A 19,900-nucleotide genomic window follows, 5' to 3' on the forward strand; every position below is an offset into this window, starting at 1 on the left:
GGCGCTAACGCCATCGAGCATCGGAGGTGAATGATGAAGGCAGTGGTATTTCACGGGATCGGGGATATCCGGCTCGACAACGTGCCGGACCCGCAATTGCAGCAGCCGAGCGACGCGCTCGTGCGACTCACGTCGAGCGCGATTTGCGGCACGGACCTGCACATGGTGCGCGGCACACTCGGCGAGATGGAGCCCGGTACGATCCTCGGGCACGAGGGCTTCGGCATCGTCGAGGAAGTAGGGCACTCGGTGCGCAATCTGCGCCGGGGCGATCGCGTGCTGATCCCGTCAACGATCTCGTGCGGCTTCTGCTCGTATTGCCGCGCCGGTTATACCGCCCAATGCGATACCGCGAATCCGCATGGGCCGGCGGCCGGCACCGCATTTTTCGGCGGCCCGAAATCGACTGGACCGTTTCAGGGTTTGCAGGCGCAGTTCGCGCGCGCGCCGCTCGCGAACGCGAGCCTGATGCGGTTGCCCGACGAGATTGACGACGACCGCGCAATCATGCTGTCGGATATCTTTCCGACCGGCTATTTCGGCGCACAACTGGCGGGCATCCGTACCGGCGATACGGTCGCGGTGTTCGGCGCGGGACCGGTCGGGCAATTCGCGATCGCGAGCGCGAAGCTGATGGGCGCGGGCCGGGTGTTGGTGGTCGATCGCGTTGCTTCCCGTCTCGACATGGCGTGCGCACAAGGGGCCGAAGTGATCAACTTCGACGACGAAGACCCGGTCGACATGATCCTGCAACTGACCGGCGGCATCGGCGTGGATCGCGTGATCGATGCGGTCGGCGTCGATGCGGTGCGCGCGGAGCACGGACCCGCCGCACAGAAAGCGAAGGACCAGCAGACGCTGTTCGATCAGGAGGTCAGCGAGATCGCGCCGCACACGAAGCCCGACGGGGACAACTGGCAGCCCGGGAGTGGCCCGTCGCAGGTATTGCAGTGGGCGGTGCGCGCCGTCGCGAAGGCAGGCACGGTGGCGATCATCGGTGTGTATCCGCCGACCGATCGGGTGTTTCCGATCGGCGAGGCGATGAACCGCAACCTGGTGCTACGCATGGGCAACTGCAACCATCGCGCGGTGACGCCGCGGTTGATCGAACTCGTACGCAACGGCACGTTCGATCCGCTCGCGGTGTTGACTCAGCGCGAGCCGCTAGTCGATGCAATCGCGGCGTATCGCGAGTTCGACCGGCGGGAGCCTGGTTGGATCAAGGTGAAGCTGGTGCCTTGACTAACACACGGGCGAGAGAAAACCGGCTTAACGGATTCTCCATCGCGGGATCGTCGCTATCGCTGGACCCATCAGACTCATGGCTCTTCTTTCCAACTCGCTCGATGCGCGAAAGCTCACGGTTGCACTGGTTTGCTGCGTGGCCGAAGCAGCTCGCGCTCAGCTCGCCCCACAGGATGCGCTGCATCCGGCCGGCATTCAGGCCGCGCACATCGTGCGGCTGTGGCACCTGTCGTTGATCGTATGCGGCGCGGTATTCGCCGCTGTGCTATTGGCGGTGCTGGTTGCACTGGTGCGCCGGGCAGACCGAGGCGCCAATACGGAAGGCGACGAGCACCCACCGCTCGCTAGCCCGAGCGAACGCGGACCGCAGCGCGTGGTAGCAGTAGTCAGTATCGCCTCGGTCGCGCTGTTGCTCGGGCTGATCGTCGCCGACGTATTGACGGATCGCGCGCTGTCACGCTTACCCGTCGACAACGCGTTGCGTCTCGAAGTCACCGGCGAGCAGTGGTGGTGGAAAGTCGACTATCCCGGTGACGCCCAACAGCCGGGGTTTTCGACCGCCAACGAATTTCACGTGCCCGCGGGACGCCCGGTCATCATCGCGCTGAAGACGACCGATGTGATCCACAGCTTCTGGATGCCGAATTTGCACGGCAAGAAGGACATGCTGCCGGGCATCGATTCGACGATCGAATTCCGCGTCGATCAAGCCGGCATTTATCGCGGCCAGTGCGCCGAATATTGCGGCGCCCAGCATGCATGGATGGCGATGTTCGTGACCGCCGACACGCCCGAAAAATACGCCCAGTGGCGCGCGCAGCAGGCGGCGCCCGCCGTGACCGAGGCGCTCAGTCCGTCCAATGTGCTCGTGCAACGCGGCCTGCGGATCTTCGAGCAGTCCAGCTGTGCGAACTGCCATACCGTGCGAGGCACGTCGGCGCAGGGCACGCTCGGCCCAGACCTGACGCACCTGATGAGCCGGCAGACGATCGCGGCAGGCGTTCTGCCGAACACGCAGGAGAACCTCGCGGCATGGATTCGCGACCCGAACGCGACGAAGCCGGGCACGACGATGCCGACGGTGCCGCTCCCCGCATCCGACCGGCAGGCGCTGGTCGCCTGGCTAGGAACGCTACGATGAGCACGCTTGAACGCCCGCCCGTCTTGCACGTCGACCTTGCGATCAAGGACGGACCCGACGCGCCCGCCGATACGCGCGCGCTGCTCGCCGACACGTGGCGCGACCCGCCAGGCGTGATTGGCTGGTTGTCAGCGATCAACCATAAAACGATCGCGCGGCGGTTCATCGTCACGACGTTTGCATTCTTCCTGCTCGCGGGGCTCCTTGCGCTGGCGATGCGCACGCAACTCGCGCGACCGAACAACCACCTGCTCGGTCCCGACCTCTACGACCAGCTGTTCACGATGCACGGCACGACGATGATGTTCCTGTTCGCCGTACCGGTGATGCAGGCGGTCGCCGGCTACCTGATCCCGCTGATGATCGGCGCTCGCAGCGTCGCGTTTCCGCGTATGAACGCGTACGCGTACTGGGTGTTCCTGTTCGGCGGACTGACGCTCTACATCGCGTTCGCGATCGGTGCGGGGCCGCGCTCGGGCTGGTTCAGCTACGTGCCGCTGGCGGGCCCGGACTATGCGACCGGCAAGGGCTCCGACATCTGGGCGCAGATGATCACGTTCACCGAGCTGTCCGCGCTGCTCGAAGCGATCGTACTGATCGCGACCATTCTGAAGATGCGCGCGCCCGGCATGTCGCTGAACCGGTTGCCTTTGTTCGCGTGGGCGACGCTCGTCACGCAGTTCATGGTGCTGTTCGCCATGCCCGCCATCATGCTGGCAAGCACAGCGCTGATCCTGGACCGGCTGGTCAGCACGCAGTTTTACAACCCGTCGCTCGGCGGCGACGTGCTGCTTTGGCAGCACCTGTTCTGGTTTTTCGGACACCCGGAGGTGTACCTGATCTTCATTCCGGCGCTCGGCTTCATGTCGTCGATCATCGAGACGTTTTCGCGCCGGCCGGTGGTCGGCTATCCGGCGATCGTGCTCGCGCTGATCGCGACCGGGTTCCTTGCGTTCGGCCTCTGGGTGCATCACATGTTCGCGACCACGGTGCCCGAACTGGGCAAGAGTTTCTTTACGGCGGCGAGCGTGCTGATCGCGGTACCGTCGGGCATCCAGATCTATTGCTGGCTCGCGACGCTGTTGACCGGCAAGCTCAGGCTTCGTGCGCCGCTGCTGTTCGTGCTCGCGTTTTTCTTCATCCTCGTGCTGGGCGGCATGACCGGCATCATGCTCGGCTCCGTCTCGCTGGATCTGCAGGTGCACGACACCTACTTCGTGGTCGCGCATCTGCACTACGTGCTGATCGGCGGCGCGGTGTTTCCGCTGTTCGGGGCGTTCTACTACTGGTTTCCCAAGATCACCGGACGCATGCTCGGCGAGCGCCTCGGGCGCTGGCACTTCTGGCTGTTCTTCATCGGCTTCAACGTGACCTTCTTCCCGATGCACTGGCTCGGCCTGCATGGGATGACGCGGCGCATCTGGACTTATCCCGCTGGGCTCGGCTGGGGGCCGATGAATCTGGGCGCGACTGTCGGCGCGTATCTGATGGGCGTCGGCGTCTTGCTGTTCCTCGTCAACGTGGTGCGCAGCGGCCGGCGGGGCGCCGCTGCGCCGGCCGATCCGTGGGGCGGCGGCACGCTCGAATGGAGCATGCCGAGCCCGCCGCTGCCGCACAACTTCGACGTGCTGCCGATCGTGCATGGCCGCCACCCGCTGTGGGAGCCGTCGCAGCAGCCGGCGTCGGTGTCGGGTTTCACCGCCGGCGCGCGCGAGGTGCTGACGACGAGCGCCCTCGATGCAATTGCCGAAACCCGCCCGCTGTTTCCGACGCCGTCGATCTGGCCGTTTCTGAGCGCTGTCGCGACGACGATCTTCTTCATAGGCTCGATCTTCACGCCGACGGCCGTATGGTGGGGCACCGTGCCGGTCGCCGCGGCGATGATCGCGTGGTTCTGGCCAACGCGCGCGAGTAATGCGCTGGCGCGCGCGCTGGAGCGATGGCCGTCGCCAATTGGCGGTACAGCGCAGCACGAAAAACCACAAATCCGTGCCGTCACGGCGTCCGGTGGCACGCCGGAGTGCACCGTCTCGACCCTAGACGTGCGCGCGTTGCCGAGCTTCGACTTCAGCCATCGCAGCCTGATGTGGTGGGCGACCGCAGGGTTGATGGCGATCGAAGGCACTGTGTTCGCGATCGCGGTCGCGATGTACTTCTATCTGCGCGGCGTGAACGCGGTGTGGCCGATGCACGCGCCGCCGCCCGCGCTGCTGTGGGGCACGCTGAACACGGCGATCCTGTTGCTGAGCCTCGCGCCGAACCAGCTCGTAAAGCGCGCAGCGGAGCGTGGCGAACGGGCTCGCGCATGCTTGTGGCTCAGCGTTTGTCTCGCATTCGCGCTGGCTTTCCTCGTGCTGCGCGGCTTCGAGTTCACGGCGCTGAACGTGATGTGGTACGCGAACGCTTACGGGTCGATCGTCTGGCTGCTGCTCGGGCTGCATACCACGCACCTGGTGACCGATACCGTCGATACAGCGGTGCTCGCGCTGTTGCTGAAGATCGGTCCATTTGAGGGCAAGCGGCTGCTCGACACCAGCGAGAACGCGATCTACTGGTACTTCGTCGTGTTGAGCTGGCTGCCGATCTATGCGGTGCTGTACCTGGCGCCGCGCATGCACGGCTGATTCGTGAGGTGCCGATGGATATCTGGCTAGGTTTGCTCGCGGCACCCACGGCGGTGCTCGCCACACAGAGCGTCGACTATGCGCTGATCCGGCTCGCCTGCGCGAGCGGCGCCGCGTGGCCGATGCATGCGGTCAGCGCGGCCGCGTTCGCGTTCTGCGCGTTTGCCACGTGGCTCGCCTACGGCCGCTGGCGTGCCGAACGATCGCGCGGCACGCCGGCGTATGCTGCGCGCGCCGCGCGCGCCGGCTTCTTCGCGCTGATGGCGATGATCGTCGGTGCGCTGTCCGCGCTCGTGCAACTCGCGATGTGGTTTCCGCAATGGCTGCTGCCCGCTTGCCGATGAGAAGGCACATTCGCTGGTTCGCATGCGCGGCCTGGCTGCCCGGCACGACGGCTGCCGCGCATGGGCTGTCGGCCGCCGATCGCGCGAGCCTGTCGTTCGGCTGGAGCTTCGAGCCGTGGATCGTCGCGTTGATGGCACTCAGCCTTGGCGGGTATCTGATCGGCGATGCGCGGCTGCAGCGCCGCTCGCGCGCGCAGCGGCGCGGCGCCGGCTCGCGCAGGCTGCATCTGCTGGCCTTCGCGGGCGGCTGGAGCGCGCTCGGGCTCGCGTTGATGTCGCCGCTCGATACGTTGTCCGGCGCGCTGTTTTCCGCGCATATGGTGCAGCACGAATCGATGATGCTGATCGCGGCGCCTCTGTGCGTGGCTGGGCGTCCGCTCGCCGTATGGATGTGGGCGCTGCCCCGGCGCGCGCGTCTGGCGCTCGGGCGGGCGGTGCGCGCTCGCCCGTTCGCGCGTGCATGGCGCTGCCTGAGCGCGCCGCTCGTCGCGTGGGCGCTGCACGCCGTCGCTTTGTGGGCGTGGCATGCGCCGACGTTGTTCGACGCCGCGCTTGCGCATCCATCCGTGCATACGTTGCAGCACGCCAGCTTTTTGCTGAGTGCGCTGCTCTTCTGGTGGACCGTGACGGGCGACGGCGCGCGCCGCGGCAACGGCGGACACGCGATGCTGTCGCTGTTCACGACGATGGTTCACACGAGTGCGCTCGGCGCGCTGATCACGCTGGCTCCGGGCCTCTGGTATCCGTCGTATGTCGAGCCGTGCGCGGTGTTGGGCATCGATCCTCTGCACGATCAGCAACTGGGCGGACTGATCATGTGGGTGCCGGGCGCGCTGGCCTATCTGATCGGCGGGCTGCTCGTCGCGGCGCGCTGGCTGAGCCGCGCGGACCGGCAACCGGCTTTCACGCAAGACGCGGCGCGGGCCCGCGGGGAGGGCGCGCGATGATGCGAAGGCGCACGGTGGTGCGATCGGCGGCGGCGGGTGCGTTGCTCTCGGTGTGCGTTGGGCTGCTGGCGATCGCGTTCAGCGGCGGGGCGACCGCGACGGATAGCGCGGCGGCGAGCACTGACGCGCAGGCTCCGGGCGGCGCGGCGAGCTTCGATCCGTCCCGGCTCGCGCGTGGCGAGTACCTGGCGAAAGCCGCCGATTGCGCCGGCTGCCACACCGCGCCGCGGGGCGGCGCGCCATACGCGGGCGGGCTTGGCATGGGTTCGCCGTTCGGCACGATCGTGTCGAGCAATATCACGCCGGACCCGCAGTACGGCATCGGCCGCTACACCTACGAAGAGTTCGGGCGCGCGCTGCGAGAGGGTGTCGCACGCGGCGGCAAGCGGCTCTATCCGGCGATGCCATACGTGTCATTCTCGAAGCTCAGCGACGAGGACGTGCACGCGCTCTATGAGTACATGCTGCACGGCGTCGCGCCGATCGCGAAACCGACGCCGCGCTCGGACGTCGCGTTTCCGTTCAACCAGCGCTGGGCGCTGCGCTTCTGGCAGATGGTGTTCGTGCCGTCGCAGCCATACGTGCCGCGCCCGCAAAGCGACGCGAAGTGGAATCGCGGCGCTTATCTGGTGCAAGGTGCAGGACATTGCGGCGCATGTCATACGCCGCGCGGAATGTTCTACCAGGAAAGCGGCCTTGACGAGTCCTCGAGCGACTATCTGGTGGGCGGCGTCAACGATCACTGGTTCGCGCCCAACCTGACCGGCGACATGGGTTCGGGACTGGGCCGTCTCACCGCCGCGGACATTGCCGCGTTTCTGAAGACCGGCCACGGCGCGGGCGTCGTCGCGTACGGCAGCATGGTCGAACAGGTCGAGGACAGCTCGCAATATCTGACTGACGAGGACCTGCACGCGATCGCGCATTACCTGAAATCGCTGCCCGCCCAGCGGCCGTCGGGCACCTATACGGGCGGCGCCGATCCCGCGCGTTCGAGCGTGAACGGCAACCGCGTGGCCGACTCGCTGAGCGTCGGCTTCAACGTCTACCAGTCGTTCTGCGCGAGCTGCCATCACGCGGACGGACGTGGCGTGCCGAACGCGTTTCCCGCGCTCGCCGGCAATCCTTCGGTGATCGCGGAAGATACGACTTCGCTGATCCGGCTGCTCATCGAAGGCGGCAACAGCCCGACAACGCAAAGCGGCCCGCCGCGTCAGTCGATGCCGGCGTTCGCGACGACCCTCGCCGACGTCGAGATCGCCCAGGTGTTGACGTACATCCGCGGCGCCTGGGGCAACAACGCGCAGCCCGTCACCGCCAACGACGTCGCGACGTTGCGCAGCGAGTTGCACAAATAGCGGGCGAGCCGCGCGCGGATCATCCATTAACCGACGCGCTGATATGCGCGATCAACGGATAGTGATCCGACGCGACTCGCGAAAGCGGCGTGCGATGCACATCGACAAGCAACAGCCGTTCGCCCGGATGCACCCAGATGCGATCCAGCGCGAACAACGGAAAGCGCGTAGGAAACGTACGCAGCGCGGTCGCGCGACGAAAATGCGTGACGAGCCGCCTGAGCGTACGGCCGTAAACGAACCACTCGTTCAGATCGCCGAGCAGGATGACGGGCAGCGCGGGCGTGTCGAAGCTCTGCAACACCTGTTCCACCTGCGCGCGCCGTTCGCTGGAGGCAAGGCCCAGATGCGTCGCTACGACGCGCCACAGTTCGCCGTTGCAATCGATATCGGCGTCCAGCGCGCCGCGTGGCTCGCGGCTCCTGAAAGACAGGTCCAGCGTGCGCACCGCGCGCACCGGATAGCGCGTCAGCACGGCGTTGCCAAAGCGTCGCGCGGGCGTGTCGAACGTTGGGCCCGCGACGGCGTCCAGGCCCGTCATGCGTTGCAACAGTGCAAGCACATCGGGCGAACTCGCGCCGCCCAATGGCACTTCCTGCAGCGCGAAAATATCCGCGTCTATCTCAGCCAGCACATCGCCAATGCGCTCCGGCGCGAACTTGCCGTCGATCCCCACCGCGCCATGCAGGTTGTAAGTCCCGATGCGCAGTTCGCGTTCGCGCGCAAAGGTCATGCGCGGCTGATCGATGCCGGGGTCGTGCATCAGTGTCATCAGCTGGCCTCGTCCTGACATTGCGTTGATGTTTTGCCCGAGGCATCGCGAGGCATCCCGCTGTGGTCGCGCAAACGCTGCGCGCGTTCGGCTTCATCGCTGGCGCGCGGCTTGTCATCATCGCTCGGCGCGCCTTCGTGCGGGTCGCTCCTGCCCGATCTGCCGAGAAAGCGCTGCAACAGCACCGACAACCCGATCAGCACCGCGCCAATGCCGATCAGCACGGCGAACGAGCCCGCCGTCGGGCGCCGCAACGAAGCAACCAACTGATGCGCGAATGCCACCGTCAGGAAGATGCCCGGACCCATGCCGAGCATCGTGCCGATGATGAAATCGCGCATGCGGACGTGTGATGCGCCTGCAACGAGATTGACGATGGCGAACGGCGCGACGGGCAGGAGTCGCAACACGACGACCGCGACGATTCCGCGCTTGGCGACACGCTCCGAGAGCCGGTTCACGCGTGCGCCCGCGAGTTTGCGCACCGCATCGCGCCCGAGCCGGTTGCCTATCCAGAACGACGTCGCGGCGGCCACCGTGGTGCCGATGAACGCATACAACCCGCCCCACGCCGCGCCAAAGACGACTCCCATCGTCGCGATCAGCCAGGTTACCGGCGCGCAGACAACGGCCGCCGCGATATAGGCGAGCACGATCCACAGCGGCGCGAGCGGCAGCGCCTCGATCTGGCGCGCCGCATTCGCGAGGGATTTGAGGTTGAGATAGCCGGCGAGCGGCGACCAGTGCCACGCCGCCGCGAACCCGACGACGAGCAGCGCGAGCACGCCGAGCAGCGCATATCGTCCAATCAGCGGCCGCGCCTTCTCGGCGGGCACGAACTGATCGATGAGTTCGTTCGCGGCGATGGGCGTTTCGGGATCGATGAGCGCATCGGGCGGAATAAGACGATCGAGCTCGGGTGAGACCTGCGGATCGAGATCGACGAGCGTTCGATGCTCGTCGCGATCGCGCTGCAAGGCACGAATCGCCGCTGTCACGCTGCCGCGCGCATCGCGCTCGCGCACGAAGTCCGCGACTTCGCAGCCGAGATGCTCGGCGAGCAAGGTATCGCGCATCTTCGCGATCGCGCGGCGGATGCGTGCATCGGCGCCGGCATCGATCGACACATTGCACTCGCTGTCGAGCACCATCGAGCGATTGTTCAGATTCGCGGAACCGACGATCAGCAATTCGTCGTCGACGATCATCAGCTTGCTGTGCACGTTGACGATGGATTCGCCCAGGCCGGGCACGTCGGGACTCAGCAGGCGATAACGGCCGTACTTGTCGGCCTCCTTGAGCATGCCGTGCAGGCGCGCACGGAGCACGCCCATCGTCACTTTCTGCAGCCAGCCGGTCTGATTGCGAGGCACGACGATCGTCGGCTCCGGACCATTCTCCCGCGCGAGCGATTCGCTCAGCGCCGCGCCAATCGGTGCCGACGTGAAGTACTGGTTCTCGATGTAAATGCTGCGGCGTGCCCGCGCGATGGCATCGAGGTACTGGGTGCGGATTTGCTGCTTACTGTCGCGGCCCATGTATGCGGGCTCGGTGAGCGAGATGGCAATGTCGACATTTTCCAGCTCGACGCCGCGCGACGGCGGCCACGGGTCCTGCGTCGGCGGCACGGGTTGCGCGCGGATTGCGGGCTTGCTCTTGCAAGCGCGTGCCCACCGCTCGCGCGCGAGTATGCCGATCTCACGTGCGGCCTCGCCATCGAACATCGAATGGACATCGTGACACGGCTGATACCGTGCGCCGTTTGCATCGCGGCGCAGGGGATCATCGGCCTGATGCTGTTGCGTGTCCCAACGCGAACGCGTGAGATCGAGACCGCCGACGAACGCGAGACAATCATCGATTACAACGATCTTCTGGTGGTGCGAGCCGCCCAACGGATGCTTGCCGTCCATCTGAAACGCGATGCGCCGGTGCGTGCGCCAACCCATCTTGAACACCGGTAGCCATTCGCGCTCGAACGCGTAGAGCATCGCGAAGTCCCACGCGAGAATGTAGACGCGCAGCAGGTGCTTTTTCGCGGCGACTGCGTGCAGAAAGTCGCCGAGCGCTTCAGGAAAGCCGTCGTTCGATCCTTCGGGCGTGAGCTTCATGCGGCTGTCGATATCCCAGCCGAGGATGAACACCGTGCGCTCAGCGCGCGTGATCGCCTCGCGCAGCACGCGGAAATAATCGGCCCCGTCGATCAGCAGCGTGAAGCGATTCGCATGGCGCACGCACTCGCAGTTGCGTCCCGGCTCGAAGAACGATTCATTGATGGGAACGATACGCGCAGCATCACTTGGGTATAGAGGGTCTTGCATGGCATGTTCGCGGTCACATTGCCGGAACGATGCGCAAGATGCGTGCCGCGCGCCTATCAGGTGGAAAGGGCAGGTAACGCTCGAGGCGAAAGCATCAGCCCACGCTGTTGCCACCGTCATGCAGGGACGCATGCCGATCAGCTTTCTATGACCTCGCCCGACCAGATGTGATCGAACGCAGCGCCGGCCTCCCGTTGCACCTTGCGGACGGTTTCCGCGTCGGGGGCGTCGTATTCGCAGATCATATGTCTGCGATCGACAGAAACGACACTGCGCTTCCAGACGACGCCGTACAGTTCACTGCACGGTGCGAGGCGGTCTTCCACCACGGACAGCTCCGCATCCGACTGTGGCGTCGGAAAGCTCCTTTCAACGACGACGTGCGACATGTCAATGCTCCGTTGGGCGACAGAAATTGCCTCTGCTGCAATTTAGTCCGCGGGCGTTTGAACGATCGTTGTAATCGAGGGGTAGCGCTGATGGAGCCGTTGTAGTGCTGCGTGACTCCTGGGCGAAATCGGCTCGCCTCCGAGCAACTCACGCAATGAAGCGAGAAGGGACTCGGCGGATTCCATCTCGCTTCGCGCGAGCGCTGCCTCGACCAGCACGGCTGTCGCAACGATTCTCCCGGTCGGCGAATTGAGGATTTCCGCTGCCTCGAGCGCTTCACGCGCGTGGACAATGGCATGCTCGCTTGCTCGACGGTCCAGACAGGTCAGCGCCACCTCGTTGAGGACATAGCAGAGATGCCGCTTGTCGTCCGCCTCGCGCAAGGTGTCGAGCCCTTCGAACCGACAGTCGCGCACGTCGCCGCCCGTCAGACGAAGCGACGCAATCGCGCTGAGGATATTCGCGTAAGGCGCGCCCGAGTAGCCCATGCGCCTCGCGGCCACGACGATCGCGCCGGCCAGCTGCGTGACTTGCAAGTAAGCGCCGCGCTCGAAATCGACGGTCGCGAGCCAGACGAGACACTGATACTCACGCCAGTGGTCCCCGATCGCCCGCGCCTGCCGCACCGCGTCGTTCAACTGTGCGGACCCGGTGTCCAGTGCTCCATCGGCTCGCGCAAGCAGCGCCGCGCCCCACATCAGTTCCACGACGCGCAGGTCCAGAAGTTCAGCCAGCGCTTGCGCTTCCTGCAAAAGGCTGCGTGCCCGCGGCAGTTCGCGCTCCAGTTCGAGCAGACACCGGCCTGTATTGGCAAGCTGCTTGCAGCGGGTCGTCGCATCGGCTTTGCGCGCCGCGGTTGCTGCGCGGATCGTGACTTCACGCGTCCGTTCGACGTCGTTCGCCTGTTGTGTGAGCCACGACAGGCTATGGAGACCTTGCACCACCTCGGCATGAAGCGCCAGCGCTTCGGCTTGCTGGATGGCGGCCTCGAATTCCTGTTCCATCGACGCGGGACATGCTCTGCCCGAACTCGCCAGAGCGACGAGCCGCGCAGTGAGCAACTGGATTTCGAGCCACACCCGCTCGCTCCCCCGCGGCAGTGAACGGGCATGGGCCAGACCGCGATCCGCGACAGCGCGAGCCTCGCTGGCCGCGAACACTGCCAGGCAGTGCTGGCTGGCTTCGACGCACGCTAGCGCCGTCATCCGCGAGTCTCCCGCTAACGTTGCGTGATGAACGACTTCACCGTGCAGTCGCGAGTCGTGGGTGCTCGACGCCAGCAGTTGCTGCGCGATCTGATGGTGAATCGCCCGCCGGTGGGGCTGCGAAAGCATCCGATAGACAGTCTGTCGCAGCAGATCATGGGTGAAATCGAACCCGGTTTGCGAGGCTGCGGTCAGGACGCCTCGACGTTCCAGTTCAGCCAGGCTCGATAGAACGTCAACGAGTGGTCGGTCGAGCAGTTGCGCGAACTGCTCGGGGGCAAATTCGCGCCCGATACAAGCCGCGAACGAAAGCAGGTCGCGTGTGCGCGCATCGAGCGGTGTGAGCCGATCGGCGATCAAGGCCTCGATCGTGAGGGTCGCGGTTTCGTCGGGCGCTTGCGTCGAGCGCGCTAATTCGAGCACATAGAGTGGATTGCCACCACTGCCTTTGACGGCCTGCTCGACCTGGAGATCGCTTCTCGATGCGCCCAGAAGTGCTGCCACTTCGTCGGCGGAAAGTGGCGCCAACTCGACGCGCGTCATCTTGGAGTCGTGCGCGAGCGACTGCAACAATTTCGCTGCAAACCGGTTGTCCTCGGTTTCGGCGGGCCGCGCGGCCGCGACGAAGACGACCGGCAGGCCGGGCGCGAGGCGTCGCAGCACGAAGTGCAGCAATGCCGCCGATGCTTCGTCGAGCCACTGCAGATCGTCGAGGACGAAAGCCAGTTGCTGTTCGACCGACAGACGGCCGAGCAGCGCGACGACCGCTTCGAAAAGCCGCTCGCGGCCACCCTCGTCGCGCTGAATGCCGGACGCGCTGTTGACCGTCGCACGCACGAGCGGGGCCAGGGCTTCGTCGACGGGCGGCGCTGCGTCGCTCGCGAGGTCGCGCAATGCATCTATCCAGATGCCGTATGGGCGGATTGCCTCGGCTTCGTAGCAGCGCGCGCGAAGCACGCGATACGCGGCATTCGATGCGCATTCGCTGAAATACTCGAGCAGACGCGTCTTGCCAATACCGGGCTCGCCCGTCAACAGCGTCAATGTTCCGGCGCCCGACGACGACGCCAACAGGTCGTCGAGTCGTGCGCGTTCCACTTCGCGCCCGACCAGAGGCAAACGCGAGACCGGTTGCTGGTCGCCGCCGCTCGCATGCGCGTTTTGCACGGCCGTCCGAAGACGATCTTCAGGCGTGCGGTGTTCATCGCGCGGCATACGATCGCCACCGTGATTCGCGCGACTTCGGCGTGTATCGTCTCGCATGCGCCGAACCGCGTCGTCGAGGCTCGCACAGGCGCGCGCCCCGACCTCGCGGTGGAGCAGCTCGCGCGCATACCGGTGATGCTCCTGCGCATCCGCATGACGGTCCGCGGCTTCCAGCAATGCGATGAGCGCTGCGTGGGCCGACTCATCGAGCGGATCGGCGTCGATCAGCTCGTGCCCGTACTGCAACGCGCGCGGCACGTCCGTCGCCAGCGTCGCGACCAGCGCACGCAGGACCGTGCCGCGAATGCGGCCGAATCGTTCACGCTGGCCAATACACCAGTTGTAGAAGCGGTAGCAGCCGGGCAGTTCGAGCCCGCCAAGAAAGTCACCACGCAGCAACTGCGCTGCTTCCTGCAGCGCGGCAACCGATGTCCGCTCCGCTCCCCCTGCGAGCAGCGCATCAAGCCTGGTTACATCGACAACTGCGCCGGCGGCTTCGAACGCGACGTGCGTGCGGCTCGCCACGATGCGCTCGTGCGATGCGTCGTCGAGCAGAGGGCGGAGCTTGGACAGGCTCCAGCGAAGGGCGGCGCGCGGATCGTCGGGACCCTCCCAGAGCATGTCGCACAGCGCCGGTCTCGATACCGGGGCGCCGGACAGAACGAGATAGCCCAGCAGCGCACGCGTGCGTCGGGAAGCGGGCAACGGAACCCGCGCGCCGCCGCGCGTCAGTTCGAGTTCGCCAAGCAGGCGAATGCACAGTGGTCCGCACGAAGCGTCAGCAATTTCGACGTTTCCCACGATGGCTCCAACGCTCAATACAACCTTCCAGGTGCACGCTGATCTCGTCAAATAGCAAAAAAACATCGGATCGCCGCTTACGCGCAGATTACTACCAGAGCTAAACGCGGTGCTACTGGAAATCAATGGAGGTCAACGTGGCTAACTATCAGGGCAAGCTCTTCGCATGCCTCGGCGCACTGGTGCATCGAGGCGGAGCCTCGAGATTGGAAACAACGTCGGCCGAAGTGGACGCGCTCCGGCTGTATGAAGCACTGGCTGACAATCCGCTCTGCGCGCAGCAACTCGCGAAGAGGACCGGAACCGATCGGCAGGCAGTGCTCGAGTGGTTGGGGCGGCAGGTGTTGCGCGGCAATGTTCAGTATGACGCGGCGCGGCAGCAATATTGGATCAGCGAACCACAGGCATCGGCAATCGGCTGCGAGCCGGGACTTTGTGTTGTGCCCGTTGCTTTCCTGGTCTCATCGCTCCATACCGGACCCTTCGCCCGATGATGCAGCATGCGATGGCAGCAACTGCTTCGCCCGGCGCTTGCGCTCCAGGGCCACGACACGCGAAATCCAGGCTAAGGCATCCTTTCCAACGCTTTCTTCAGTCGCGCGACTGCCTCCTCGGACTCCTGCTGGATTCGCGTGCGAACGAATAAGACATTGACCAGCGCAAACCATAGTGTCGGTGCGCGGTACACGAACTCACGCTCGAATCGTGTCCCGGACGCTACGGGTGTCAGCGCGTAGCTCACCGTGCCTGCGGGTTTCCCGTCTATCGCGCCGACAATCACCCATTTGTGAGGACGGTCTCGTACGGCAACCGTCCAGAGTACGCTTCCCCGACGACCCGCCACGCGAAATTCTTCCGTAACCTGTTCACCAACGTTTAACGAGTGGCCGATCGCCCCTGTTACCAATAGCGAAGACGGGTGCCACTCGGGCCAGTGAGCGGGCGTCGTTACGTAGTCGAAAACCACCGCAGCCGGTCGCTCGATCGAGATCACGGTGGCAATCTTCGTCGTCAGATTGACCGACGCAGGCAACGGGACTGCAAGCAGTGCAGCGACCGCGATGACTGCCAGGACCGCGCTCATCCATTTCGATGGCCATTTCATCTGGGACTCGCGAAGTATGCTCCGTGCGCCGATAGTATCGCATCGCGGCGCTCGTTCCGATCAAATCATGAACATCTGAGCGGTCTCAATACGCGGGGCGAGCGTAACGACAGTTGACCATGCGGATCGCTAGAAAATGACATAGACCTGGGCTTCGAAGAACAACGTGTCACCGCCTGTAAAGTGGATCGCGTCTTCGCCATCGGGCGTGAAGCGGCCACGGCCGCTTAGAAAGTGCATCACCTAAGCCTGCCCGACAGAGCGCCGATAGGTGCCGGGCGTGCATTCGAAGATGCCTTCGTCGATCCCTTCGCTGCCCGGAATTATCTTCCGCATCCCGGAAACTCTGATCTCGGGCGTCCCGACAGGACCGGCCGTGCCCCAGTTTCCCAGTCCCTGTAATGCGATGCTTTGTTTGATCTGCTGGACTTTCACGTTTCGTATCCGTCGATGAGTGAGATGAAAAAACGCTATTGAGGTCCTGCCAACCGCCGTTCCGGTCTGCCCAGTCGCACGACGGTCACACCCGCGCGCAACTGTCGCGGGTTCGACTGCAGCGTGTTCAGGAACGCGGCATGACCACCGTGCAGTTTCGGCTAGAATCCTCTGAGGAGGTGCCAGTCATGTCCGCTACCAGGCGCATCGATCCACGCCATCGCGGCTATCAGGCCGCACTGGACAAGACGACCCGCTACCCCGCGGAGCACGTCACGTTGACAGCCAGTTCCAGGAAAAGGTTGCGCCGCTGCGCGCCGCATCGCAAGGTCGGGCGCGGCAAGGTCGGCGTCGGGGGTAAGAGCAGCGACGGGTAGGTCCTCATTCCGTCGCAAACTTATACCAACGTATTATGCGACGCATCCTTAGTCATCCCGTGCATAAATCCACAATAGAATGGTTCGAATATTTCCATCCGATTAAGCACTACTCCCGCATTTGATGTCAGGGTCGTTTTCGATCCTCCGCGAGCCTTTCTCCGAGAATGATTTTGTGAATGTTGGATGGATACACCCAATCAAGTGCCTGGTGTTCGACAAGCTTCATGAAGGACGGCGGACCGCTACAGATTATTTGTGTGTTGGCCTGTGCGGGGCTCACGGCGTGAGATATAGCGTTCAAAATCTCTGCGTCGCTTAAACCAATTTTGTGGCAAACCCGAGCGTGTCCCAGGAAGTCGTCTAGCTCTTTCCTGAAGACGGCGCGCTGAAGTGTTCGAGCGAAATTGTAAATCTCGAGACATCTGCCAGATGAAGCAAGCCGCTTTGCAGTGCCAGCGATGGCAATCGATCCAACGCCCGCCGAGAACAATATATAACGGGGAGTGCTGTCCATCACGATAGCGGTACTTCTCGGCTTTCCGACGCGAATCTCATCTCCCTCGTTCCAGGAAAATCCCGATTGCGGGAACTCTGACTCTTTCGCGATCCGTTGCCTGACGCCAAGGATGAACGCGTCGTCACGAGCAGGAACGCGCCACAGGGGATGGGATCTGACAATGTTGCTACTGGTGTGCCGGACAAGGTCGACGATTGCACCGTCGTCAAATGGCGGCAGCTGGGTGGGGTATTTTGTCTCTATCTCGATCGCGAGGTACCCCTGCGCAAGTTGCCACTTTCGTGTCACAACGGCAGCAAGCATTTTTTCGTGCATGACTCCTCCGGTACGAACCTGATATGAGCGGGAAGCTACCGGTGCAACCCAACACAATGCAGATGGCCCGGGCATTTATCGTTGTGAGTCCGTGTCAGGGTAGGGCGCACCGATGAAGCCCGCAAGATGTGGTTCGCGCATGCCTCGTATACGCTAATCACGATATTCGTCCGAAACCGGCCACAGCTGTGGTTCGTGTGTTGACCTTGACTTGTCCGCTTACGGCTTGCGGATTCAACCGGTGGATGCAACACAATGAACGCCTCATGAGTGGCGGGAGTATTGCAAATAAAACAGCGGCCCCCAGGATCTATTGCAGCGAAAGCCAGAGAGCGTTGATTTGGGAGCGCTGGTGTAGAGGAGGGTTGTTGCAGCACATCGCCCAGCTATTTAACCACATGGAATTCTGGTGCAAACTGGAGGAATCCAACCCCACCTGCGCGACGCCGGCGATCGAGACGACAGGTGTCTAGATGCCAGCCGAAGGTGACCGGTGACACCAACAGACTGTCGTACAGGAGCGTCCGGCAGACCCAACATAAAGCAGCCTTGTTTAGTCACATACCGACAGTCATGAATCGGCTCATGCTATCTAATCCGACAATTGAACTACTCCTGCGCATGTCGCGCAGCGCCGCGCTTGTTGGCACGTGGCTGTTCTGCCCGACAATCCAGTCAGCAATGGCCACCGAAAAAGCGGAGGCCATGTACCAGCAATGTCGCAGCCAACAGTCGACTGCCCGACAGCGCGATTGCTATCCTGCCGTGCTCAGGCAGGCCGAAATCGAACTGGCGGCTGCCGGGAATGAGGCGCGGGCCGGCCTGGTGGAACTCGAAAGTGTCAGCGAGGGGAGCCGTGCTGTGCATCCCGTGCTTGCCTTTGACGAGGCTGCCCGCGCCTTCGGCGCGTTTCGGGATGCGGAGAGCAGACGTGTGCGAGCTTCGTATGGCTCAGGCAACGGCGGCGACCTTGCGGCGTACGCGACGTCCATCGAAATGACCATCGCGCGCGCGAGGCAACTGGCCGGCGAAGCGGGGGCGCGCAGAGCAACGGGATACTGACGTACAACGTTCCGAATATCATTTTGCGGCGGTAATTTCTCGATTCGCGGCGTGGGACGCGTGCCCGGATCGGCCGAGCACTGTCGTCGCGGAAACTGCCATGACAATGCCATGGCCGAGAGTTTCTTCAGTGCGTTGAAGAAGGAGCGAATCAAATGGCATATCTATCCGAGCCCGGGCAATGGCCACCTCGGACGTATTCGATCACATTGAGATGTTCTATAACCCGATTCGCCGACACGGTTTCGCCGGCGATTTATCGCCTGTAGGGTTTGAGCAAGTGCCGGAGTTCCTTAAATCACCTCGCCCCCCGTTGCCAAGGGGCACAGGCTCTGCGATATTGAGCACCATTTCAATCGAGGGAAGCATGGTCACTGCCAAGACAAAAGACAGGGGATTGCAGTTCCAGCACCTGGAGGCGCACATTGGTAACGTAGCCGCAGCCGTGAAGCAGCATGAGGCTGACCTGAAGGATGAATTGTCCAAAGTGGCGGCAGGAGGCGGGCAGCATGCCTATGCACGGCACGGCTGGCAGACGGGCTGGCAGGCGCAGATGGTGCGCGCGGTTGCGGGAAAAACTCCAGATCAAGCCTTTGATCCCTATGGCTGCAATCCCGAGATTCGTACCTGGGGTCGAGTCATGATCGCAGACCCCGCTGGTCTGGTGATCGGACACTACGGACTCGGTGCCGATGGTCGTCGCGTAGTGGCACCGGTTCAACCCACCTTCACGCCCCTGCCTGATACGGCAGCTCCCCCGAAGGGAGCATCCGCAGGTCACTTCATTTCGCCCATGGCCCAGCACCTGGCGATGACCTCCAGCAAGACCAAACTGAAGGCTTGGGGAGTTTGGACACGTGCGCAGCGGAAAAAGGGTACTTCGACAGCATTCCACGGCGTTCGGCGTGTTGCCTTGACAGTGAAAGGCCCCGGTCCCCTGCTTGGCTTGGGCTTCAATCTCCCTAAAACGGCAACGCCCCGATCCGAAGAAGAGGCCCGCTGGCTGCTGGAGGCATTCGAGCGACGCGCTACGTTCAAACAGGTGATGGATGGTTGTCCATTCAGCTCGGCGCAAGCGCGCAAATCTCTCCAGGTTGCCCTGGAAAGGCTGCACCACGGCTCTACGCAAGCGCTGCGATCGTCGAACCCCATCGCATTTCCCCAGCTATCCAGCTTGTTCGACGCTCTGGAACTCGAAGTCCAAGGCAGCTACGGTGTGCTCAGCGTCTGGGACCGCGTGGCATCTCCCAGTGGCTGGAGCCTCGTGACAGCTTATGCGACGGGCGGCCCAACGCTTACGGAACAGATTGAACTCAGCGTGGACGGGAGCAGCAAGCCTGACGGGGCCCTCACCGGCACGGTTTCCGACGGAGTGACGACGAAAACCGGCACCGTGAAAGACGGCAAAGTTATTTTGACCTGACTGACCCCCGATGGTTTGAAGAGTGCCTTACCTACATGTCGGCGGATTCAGGCAAGTGCGTCCGGATCTCGCGTGACAGATGTTCAGGCAGTGGCTTGCGCGGTGCCTGCTCCGCGGCTGGTTCTATCCTCAATGAGATGTTTCCAAGAAAAGCTGTTATGCGGCAGCCGGAAGAGACGCGGCCAGGACGGCTCAAAGGCCGCCCGAGCCTGCCGCCGGTCGGCACGATGGCCTCGATCAGCGGAACGAGTTGGGTGACATCGTTACGATTGGCACCCGTCTCTATTGTTGCGCTACAGGTCCCGCGAA

16 protein-coding genes and 3 pseudogenes are annotated in these 19,900 nt (G+C 63.7%); 11 read left to right on the top strand and 8 right to left on the bottom strand.

Features of this window, described 5'->3' with window-relative positions:
• Nucleotides 1-33: 33 nt before the first annotated feature.
• The 6 genes from GCT19_RS21315 (at nucleotide 34) to GCT19_RS21340 (ending at nucleotide 7,659) form a co-directional block, all read left to right on the top strand.
• Nucleotides 34-1,242 (top strand): zinc-dependent alcohol dehydrogenase, encoded by a 1,209-nt coding sequence (locus GCT19_RS21315; protein WP_152853135.1) that lies wholly within the window; start codon nucleotides 34-36, stop codon nucleotides 1,240-1,242.
• 79 nt (nucleotides 1,243-1,321) lie between these two features.
• On the top strand, nucleotides 1,322-2,386 hold the full coding sequence (coxB, locus tag GCT19_RS21320; RefSeq protein WP_152853059.1) for a cytochrome c oxidase subunit II: 1,065 nt from the start codon (nucleotides 1,322-1,324) through the stop codon (nucleotides 2,384-2,386).
• Entirely contained in the window at nucleotides 2,383-5,010 is a 2,628-nt protein-coding gene (gene ctaD / locus GCT19_RS21325; RefSeq protein WP_152853060.1) for a cytochrome c oxidase subunit I, read from the top strand. The genes coxB and ctaD overlap by 4 nt, the downstream gene beginning before the upstream one ends.
• 14 nt (nucleotides 5,011-5,024) lie before the next feature.
• Nucleotides 5,025-5,354 carry a hypothetical protein gene (locus GCT19_RS21330; RefSeq protein WP_018432651.1) on the top strand — a complete coding sequence of 110 codons (330 nt, stop codon included), beginning with the start codon at nucleotides 5,025-5,027 and terminating at the stop codon, nucleotides 5,352-5,354.
• The gene (locus tag GCT19_RS21335) at nucleotides 5,351-6,301 is read left to right on the top strand and encodes a cytochrome c oxidase assembly protein (RefSeq protein ID WP_152853061.1); all 951 of its coding nucleotides are present in this window, start codon (nucleotides 5,351-5,353) and stop codon (nucleotides 6,299-6,301) included. The genes GCT19_RS21330 and GCT19_RS21335 overlap by 4 nt, the downstream gene beginning before the upstream one ends.
• Complete coding sequence (locus GCT19_RS21340; protein ID WP_152853062.1) at nucleotides 6,298-7,659, top strand: c-type cytochrome; 1,362 nt, start codon at nucleotides 6,298-6,300, stop codon at nucleotides 7,657-7,659. Before GCT19_RS21335 ends, GCT19_RS21340 begins: the two co-directional genes overlap by 4 nt.
• Before the next feature lie 19 nt (nucleotides 7,660-7,678).
• On the opposite strand, the gene GCT19_RS21345 is transcribed toward GCT19_RS21340, so the two are convergent.
• From GCT19_RS21345 to GCT19_RS21360, 4 genes are all read right to left on the bottom strand, one after another.
• The gene (locus tag GCT19_RS21345) at nucleotides 7,679-8,431 is read right to left on the bottom strand and encodes an endonuclease/exonuclease/phosphatase family protein (RefSeq protein ID WP_152853063.1); all 753 of its coding nucleotides are present in this window, start codon (nucleotides 8,429-8,431) and stop codon (nucleotides 7,679-7,681) included.
• The gene (locus GCT19_RS21350; RefSeq protein WP_152853064.1) at nucleotides 8,431-10,752 is read right to left on the bottom strand and encodes a VTT domain-containing protein; all 2,322 of its coding nucleotides are present in this window, start codon (nucleotides 10,750-10,752) and stop codon (nucleotides 8,431-8,433) included. Before GCT19_RS21350 ends, GCT19_RS21345 begins: the two co-directional genes overlap by 1 nt.
• A gap of 137 nt (nucleotides 10,753-10,889) precedes the next feature.
• Entirely contained in the window at nucleotides 10,890-11,141 is a 252-nt protein-coding gene (locus tag GCT19_RS21355; RefSeq protein WP_018432656.1) for a nickel-binding protein, read from the bottom strand.
• A gap of 42 nt (nucleotides 11,142-11,183) precedes the next feature.
• The gene (locus GCT19_RS21360) at nucleotides 11,184-14,354 is read right to left on the bottom strand and encodes an ATP-binding protein (RefSeq protein ID WP_321576846.1); all 3,171 of its coding nucleotides are present in this window, start codon (nucleotides 14,352-14,354) and stop codon (nucleotides 11,184-11,186) included.
• Between the two features lie 125 nt (nucleotides 14,355-14,479).
• On the opposite strand from GCT19_RS21360, the gene GCT19_RS21365 reads away from it, so the two are divergent.
• Entirely contained in the window at nucleotides 14,480-14,848 is a 369-nt protein-coding gene (locus GCT19_RS21365) for a helix-turn-helix domain-containing protein (RefSeq protein WP_152853066.1), read from the top strand.
• A gap of 71 nt (nucleotides 14,849-14,919) precedes the next feature.
• Here GCT19_RS21365 and GCT19_RS21370 read toward each other — a convergent pair whose 3' ends face one another.
• On the bottom strand, nucleotides 14,920-15,459 hold the full coding sequence (locus tag GCT19_RS21370) for an SRPBCC family protein (protein WP_152853067.1): 540 nt from the start codon (nucleotides 15,457-15,459) through the stop codon (nucleotides 14,920-14,922).
• Nucleotides 15,460-15,588: 129 nt separating this feature from the next.
• Nucleotides 15,589-15,894, bottom strand: a pseudogene (locus GCT19_RS21375) (cupin domain-containing protein).
• 188 nt (nucleotides 15,895-16,082) lie between these two features.
• Here GCT19_RS21375 and GCT19_RS21380 point away from each other — a divergent pair.
• On the top strand, nucleotides 16,083-16,271 hold the full coding sequence (locus GCT19_RS21380; RefSeq protein ID WP_026228135.1) for a hypothetical protein: 189 nt from the start codon (nucleotides 16,083-16,085) through the stop codon (nucleotides 16,269-16,271).
• A 127-nt stretch (nucleotides 16,272-16,398) separates the two neighbouring features.
• Here the strand turns inward: GCT19_RS21380 and GCT19_RS21385 are convergent, their stop codons facing one another.
• Entirely contained in the window at nucleotides 16,399-17,106 is a 708-nt protein-coding gene (locus tag GCT19_RS21385; protein WP_018432663.1) for a ferredoxin reductase domain-containing protein, read from the bottom strand.
• 573 nt (nucleotides 17,107-17,679) lie between these two features.
• Between GCT19_RS21385 and GCT19_RS21395 the strand changes: the two genes are divergently transcribed.
• The 3 genes and pseudogenes from GCT19_RS21395 to GCT19_RS21405 all read left to right on the top strand — a co-directional run bounded on the left by GCT19_RS21395 (nucleotide 17,680) and on the right by GCT19_RS21405 (nucleotide 19,591).
• Nucleotides 17,680-18,168: a lysozyme inhibitor LprI family protein gene (locus tag GCT19_RS21395; protein WP_152853069.1), complete on the top strand. Its 489-nt coding sequence runs from the start codon at nucleotides 17,680-17,682 to the stop codon at nucleotides 18,166-18,168.
• A gap of 84 nt (nucleotides 18,169-18,252) precedes the next feature.
• Nucleotides 18,253-18,448, top strand: a pseudogene (locus GCT19_RS21400) (IS3 family transposase); the annotation flags it as partial.
• A gap of 87 nt (nucleotides 18,449-18,535) precedes the next feature.
• Nucleotides 18,536-19,591, top strand: a complete 1,056-nt coding sequence (locus GCT19_RS21405) for a hypothetical protein (protein WP_152853136.1) — start codon at nucleotides 18,536-18,538, stop codon at nucleotides 19,589-19,591.
• 184 nt (nucleotides 19,592-19,775) lie between these two features.
• Here GCT19_RS21405 and GCT19_RS43410 read toward each other — a convergent pair.
• A pseudogene (locus GCT19_RS43410) lies at nucleotides 19,776-19,877 on the bottom strand (IS5/IS1182 family transposase); the annotation flags it as partial.
• Nucleotides 19,878-19,900: the final 23 nt, after the last annotated feature.

The sequence above is a fragment of the Paraburkholderia atlantica genome (genome assembly GCF_009362785.1).
In the GTDB taxonomy this organism is placed as follows: Bacteria; Pseudomonadota; Gammaproteobacteria; order Burkholderiales; family Burkholderiaceae; genus Paraburkholderia; species Paraburkholderia atlantica.